This is a genomic window from Henriciella sp., assembly GCF_049649345.1.
GTDB lineage: Bacteria > Pseudomonadota > Alphaproteobacteria > Caulobacterales > Hyphomonadaceae > Henriciella.
In genome coordinates this window covers 1-5,685 of sequence record NZ_JBARZC010000238.1, presented here as the reverse complement: position 1 = coordinate 5,685, position 5,685 = coordinate 1, and the positions used below count along the sequence as shown (strand labels likewise).

The following is a 5,685-nucleotide window of genomic DNA, read 5'->3' as shown; positions in this document are numbered from 1 at the left end:
CGGCTGACCCATTCGCTCGAAGTGGCGCAGATCGCGCGCTCGGTCGCGCGTCGTCTGGGCGTCGACGAAGACCTCGCTGAAGCGATGGCGCTCGCGCACGATCTTGGCCATCCACCGTTCGGCCATGCCGGCGAGGATCAGCTGGATGCTAGTATGCAGGATTATGAGGGCTTCGATCACAATGCGCAGACCCTGCGCGTCGTGACCCGGCTTGAGCAGAGATATCCGACGTTCGATGGCCTGAACCTCACCTGGGAAATGCTGGAAGGACTGGTGAAGCATAACGGGCCGCTGGTGACGTCGGATAATTCCGTTTCATCCCTGCCGGCCGCCTTTCGGGACTTCCCGCATCTCGAAAAACTTGAGCTGGACCAATATGCCGGACCGGAGGCACAGATCGCGGCGTTGGCAGACGATATTGCCTATAATAATCACGATATTGATGACGGGATCGCCGCCGGTCTCTTCGCGATCGATGACATGCTCGACATTCCGCTCGTCGGCGATGTCTTCCGGGCGGTGCGAGACGAGCATCCGGTCCTCGACACGCAAAGAACTGTCTATGAAGCAGTTCGGCGCCTGATCGGGCTGTGGATCGATGATCTCATCGATGAAACCCAGCGGCGGGTTGAGGATTATGATCCGAAATCTGCCGCCGATGTCAGGGCGCTGCCGCAGCCGCTTGTTGCGTTCTCAGACCAGTTCGAAGCCCAGCAGCGAGCGCTGCGCGCCTTCTTGTTCGAGCGCATGTACAAGCATTACAAGGTGAACCGCATGCGCAGCCAGGCGAAACGTGTGCTGAAGGAGCTGTTCGAGCTCTTCCTGGAAGAGCCGGACATCTTGCCGCCGCCCTTGCGCCAGGATGCCGAGCAGGCCCCGAAAGAGCGGCGCGCGCGGCTTGTCTGCGACTATATTGCGGGCATGACAGACAATTATGCGATCGATCTGCACCGAAAGGTCTTCAACCTTGAAAGCATGATCTGAAGCAGCGTTCACAGCCTGACTTCGCCTTGATTCAACGATCGTTAACGAAAGCCGCCCTAATCTTAACCAAAGTCAGTTTCATCAGGGGCAGATGACCAGAATGAGCAATCGTAACCGAAACCAGGATTTGGGCCCATACGAAGAAGAGTATCGGGGCTTCGATATCCGTGATGATGATTCCGCCAGAGGACCGCTGATCCTGTCGCTCGCCATTGGTGTGCTGATCGTGTTTGGCGCCGTTGTGTGGAACACGTACCGCCAGGGCGTGCGTCCGACAGATGGCGCATTGCCAATGGTGGTCGCCGAAGCGCAGCCTTATAAGCGCGTGCCAGATGATCGCGGCGGTATCCAGATCGAGGACCTTGATCGCAGGCTCTATGATGCAATGGATGGCAGCTCGCGTCGCCCCGAACCGACGCAGGTTGCAAGCAAGGGTGACGCCTATCTGCGCGGCGGACCGCCCATGGATTTGCGGCCCACAGGTCAGACAGAACCAGGTTCCAAGCCGGAAGAGGCCGCAGCACCAAAGCCCGAAACCAGTGGTGCGGCGGACCCTGTTGAAGCCGAGCAGCGCCCGCAATTGGAAACGCCAGCGCCGGTCGAGATCGCCGCAGCGACACCGCCTGCGCCGGAGCGCACTGCATCTCAACCGACATATCGCTTTGCCTATACGCGTGGCGGGGAATATCTTGTCCAGATATCAGCGCTCAGAAGTGAGCAGGCCGCGACAGATGCCTGGGCGAAGGCACGGCGAACCAATCCCGATATTTTCGAAGGAGCCAGCATGTCGATTGAGCGGGCAGACCTTGGTGCAAAAGGCGTTTTCTACCGGCTGCGGGCTGGCGCCTTCGGTTCGCGCGATTCTGCGTCCGAGTTCTGCGACGCCCTCAAAGCTGAAGGCGCTGACTGTATCGTCGTTCGCGAGACCGCATGAATAACAAGGCCTGCATCCTCAGCGTCGCAGGGCCGAACCTGCTGCGCGACGAAGCAGCGCTGTTGGCTGAGCACAAGCCATGGGGTGTGATCCTGATGGGCCGCTCGTGTCTTGCAAAGGCACAGGTCAGCCAGCTTGTTCAGGACATCTGGACAGCTGTCGGCCGCGACATCCTGATCTTTATCGACCAGGAGGGCGGCCGGGTCGCGCGCCTGAAAGCGCCGGAATGGCCGCTCTTTCCCGCAGGCCACGTCTATGGCGATCTCTATGATGGGGACCCGGAAAAAGGGCTGGAGGCGATCTGGCTCGGCCATCGGCTGATGGCGGACGAACTTGCGGGCATGGGAATTCATGCCGATTGCGCGCCTGTGTGCGACCTGCCTCAACCAGGCGCTCATGATGTGATTGGTGACCGGGCTTATGGCACCGATCCCGACAAGGTCGGACAATTGGCGCTCGCCGCGCTCAAAGGTCTTGAGGATGGCGGTGTCGCAGGTGTGATCAAACATATTCCGGGGCATGGCCGGTCGATGGCTGACAGTCATCTTGAGCTTCCGCGCGTCACCGCCGGCGATAATGAGCTCTCGTCTGACTTCGCCGCTTTCGCACACGTCAAGGACGCGCCGATGGCGATGACGGCGCACATTGCCTATGACCATTTCGATGCCGGCAAGGCAGCGACCGTCTCGCCAACGATGATTCAGGAGGTCATTCGAGGCCGAATCGGGTTTGATGGCCTGCTTATGACGGATGATCTCGGCATGAAGGCCCTGGGGGGCTCTCTCACAGATCGCGCCAATGCTTCCATCGAAGCTGGCTGCGACGTGCTTTTGCATTGTTCAGGCTTCCTGACCGAGGCCGATGACATTCTGGCCGAGATGACCGAAGTGGCCGAAGCGGCGCCTCAGCTTTCCGGCAAGGCCCTTGCGCGGGCAGAGGCTGCCGAAGCCGCATCGAAGCGCGCCAAGGCGTTTGATGTCGAGGCGGGCTGGGAGCGATTTAGGTCGCTGATTCCGAATGTGGGAGCCATGCACGCATGAGCCTTGAACTGGTCTCAAACGAGCTCGTCGAACGCGAGGATATCGAAGCCGAGGACATGTTCTCGGTCGATCTGGAGGGCTATGAGGGCCCGCTCCATCTCCTGCTCGACCTTGCCCGCAAGCAGAAAGTCGACCTGCTCAAGGTCTCCATGCTGGAGCTTGCGAACCAGTATATAGGCTTCATCGAAGCGGCGAAATCAAACCGGATCGACCTCGCCGCCGACTATCTGCTGATGGCGGCCTGGCTGGCTTTCATGAAGTCGCGCCTGCTGCTGCCGAAGCCGGAAAAGGCCGCCAATGACGAGATTGACGGCGAGGAAATGGCCGCCCGGCTCGCTTTCCGCCTCAAACGCCTCGATGCGATGCGCGAAGCGGCAGACCAGCTCATGGATCTTGCTCATCTCGACCGCGATGTCTTTGTCCGCGGCGCGCCTGAAAAGCCGCGGGTGATCAAGCAAACCGAATATGACACAACGCTCTGGCACCTGATGCAGGCCTTCGGGTCTATCCGCCAGCGCCGCGAGGAGGCTGCGCCGCACAAGATCGAGCACCAGTTCGTCCTGCCGCTCGAAAATGCGCGCGATTCGCTGAAGAGCCTGTCAAAATTGATTGATGATTGGGCGAGCCTTGATCAGCTTCGCGCCAGAATGACCGATATCGCAGGCGATATTCCGCCGCGCTCTGTCACCGCCAGCGTCTTTTCTGCAGCCTTGGAACTCGCCCGGGACGGCGATGTTGAACTGCGTCAGGACCAGCATTTTTCGCCGCTTTATCTACGCGGCAACCGGGAAGAAACGGGAGGGCATACCGCATGAACGCGATACCTCAATTGAAGACTGACCACATGGATGACGAGCCTGAAGACGTCCGGAACGCCGTCAAACAGCTTTCCTTCGCCTATCGGCGGTCGGCAGAAGCGCTGTCTGATGCCAATGATGTCGGCATCGATGCAAGCTCAGAAGCGTTGCGCCGGGCCGAAGCCATTCTGTTTGCTGCCGGTGAACCGCTGTCTGCCGAGCAGATCGCGGAAGTCCTGCCGCAGGAAGCTGATGCAGCCCAGGTGCTGATGTCGCTCAAGGCAGCCTACGCCAATCGCGGGGTGAACCTGATCGAAGTGGCCGGCAAATGGCGCTTCCAGACTGCCGAAGATCTCTCCTACCTCTTTGTGGAAGAACGCCATGAGCAGAAGAAACTGTCTCAGGCAGCGCTCGAAACGCTAGCCATTATTGCTTATGGCCAGCCCGTAACGCGCGCGGAGATCGAAGCGGTTCGCGGCGTGGCTGTCTCCAAAGGCACGATCGACCAGCTGATGGAAGCGGGTTGGGTGCGCATCAAGGGCCGGCGCAAGACGCCGGGGCGGCCTGTTACCTACGGCACGACCGATGACTTCCTGGAGCATTTCGGACTTGAAAGCCTGGAGGTATTGCCAGGCCGCGCCGAACTTGAGGCTGGCGGCCTCTTGTCTGATACCGTGCCGGACGATTTCGACCCGTCAGACGTCGACATGCCGATCGCCGACATGGATGCTATGCCTCAAGTCGAGGCCGAAGACCGATCTTTTGTCACAGATTTCATGGACGGTGAGGCCGAGGAAGATTAGGCTCTGACTGCAAACCATTGAGACTGTCATGTATTGGCGCTAATGGTTCGGCCAACAGATCCGGAGACTAGTCATGGCCCCAAGCTGGATGCAGCTTCTTATCGTACTTATCGTGGCCCTTCTTCTATTTGGCGGGCGCGGACGCATTTCCTCGATCATGGGCGACATGGCCAAAGGCGTGCGCAGCTTCCGCAAGGGGCTGAATGACGAAGACGAAGATGACGCCGAGAAGAAGAAAACCTCCTCGCTCGAAGACGACAAGATGGTGAACATCACGCCTGAGAAGGAAAAGTCGAAAACCTCCAGCTGATTTGGCGAGGGAGGCCGGCTGATTAATGCTTCCGCAATTCGGACTTACTGAATTCCTGCTGATCGCGACAGTTGCCCTGATCGTTGTCGGCCCAAAGGACTTGCCGCTGATGATGCGCAAGCTTGGCCAGTTCGTGGCCAAGGGGAAAGCCATGGCGCGCGAATTCCAGGCAGCCTTTGACGACATCGCCAAACAGGCCGAACTCGACGAGCTGCGCAAGGAAATCGAGGATCTGCGCCGTGAGAATGCGCTGACACAGGCTGTCGATGACCTCAAGAAAACCGAAGCCGACATCAACCGTCAGGTCATGATGGAAAGCCCATTGCCGGCCTCGAACGCTGAGCCGGAGCCGAGCGCTAATTCTGACGAGACGAAGGATGCACCGGCCGATAAAGCCGGCCCGAAAGAGCCCGAGGCCGGATCATCGGAGGCGGAGCCAGAGCCGGAAACCGCGCCGAAGGCTGCCAAGTCATGACCAGGGATCTTCCGGCCGATGAGCGTCCCGATATCACAGATGATGAGGACGAGATGGAGGCCTCACGCGCGCCTCTGCTTGAGCATCTTGTCGAGCTGCGGTCGCGCCTCATCTGGTCCATCGTCGCTTTGGCAGTAGCGAGCATTGTCTGCTTCTTCGCGGCAAAACCGCTCTATAACTGGCTGCTGGAGCCGCTTGTCAGGGTCGCCGAAGTCGAACGCGGCGATACCCAGTTCAATCTGATCTACACCCAGCCGCTCGAAGTCTTCTTCGTCCAGCTGAAGCTTGCGCTGTTCGCCGGCGTTTTTGTCGCTTTACCGGTGATGGGCTGGCAGATCTATT

The 5,685-nt window shown here is 59.3% G+C and carries 8 protein-coding genes; all 8 read left to right on the top strand.

Annotated features, from left to right (window positions below; genetic code table 11):
- The coding region (gene dgt, locus WA989_RS06140) for a dGTP triphosphohydrolase (protein ID WP_424339624.1) at window positions 1-984 on the top strand (984 nt) is incomplete at its 5' end.
- Window positions 985-1,084: 100 nt separating this feature from the next.
- Window positions 1,085-1,918, top strand: coding sequence for an SPOR domain-containing protein (locus WA989_RS06135; RefSeq protein WP_424339623.1), 834 nt, complete (start codon window positions 1,085-1,087; stop codon window positions 1,916-1,918).
- A complete protein-coding gene (gene nagZ, locus WA989_RS06130) occupies window positions 1,915-2,958 on the top strand; it encodes a beta-N-acetylhexosaminidase (RefSeq protein ID WP_424339622.1) in 1,044 nt (347 codons plus the stop codon). The genes WA989_RS06135 and nagZ overlap by 4 nt, the downstream gene beginning before the upstream one ends.
- Complete coding sequence (locus WA989_RS06125) at window positions 2,955-3,773, top strand: segregation and condensation protein A (protein WP_424339621.1); 819 nt, start codon at window positions 2,955-2,957, stop codon at window positions 3,771-3,773. Before nagZ ends, WA989_RS06125 begins: the two co-directional genes overlap by 4 nt.
- A complete protein-coding gene (scpB, locus tag WA989_RS06120) occupies window positions 3,770-4,558 on the top strand; it encodes an SMC-Scp complex subunit ScpB (protein ID WP_424339620.1) in 789 nt (262 codons plus the stop codon). The genes WA989_RS06125 and scpB overlap by 4 nt, the downstream gene beginning before the upstream one ends.
- A 73-nt stretch (window positions 4,559-4,631) precedes the next feature.
- Window positions 4,632-4,868: a twin-arginine translocase TatA/TatE family subunit gene (gene tatA, locus WA989_RS06115; protein WP_424339619.1), complete on the top strand. Its 237-nt coding sequence runs from the start codon at window positions 4,632-4,634 to the stop codon at window positions 4,866-4,868.
- 25 nt (window positions 4,869-4,893) lie between these two features.
- Window positions 4,894-5,343, top strand: a complete 450-nt coding sequence (tatB, locus tag WA989_RS06110) for a Sec-independent protein translocase protein TatB (protein ID WP_424339618.1) — start codon at window positions 4,894-4,896, stop codon at window positions 5,341-5,343.
- Window positions 5,340-5,685: twin-arginine translocase subunit TatC (gene tatC, locus WA989_RS06105; RefSeq protein ID WP_424339617.1), on the top strand; the 346-nt coding region annotated here is incomplete at its 3' end. The genes tatB and tatC, both read left to right, overlap by 4 nt.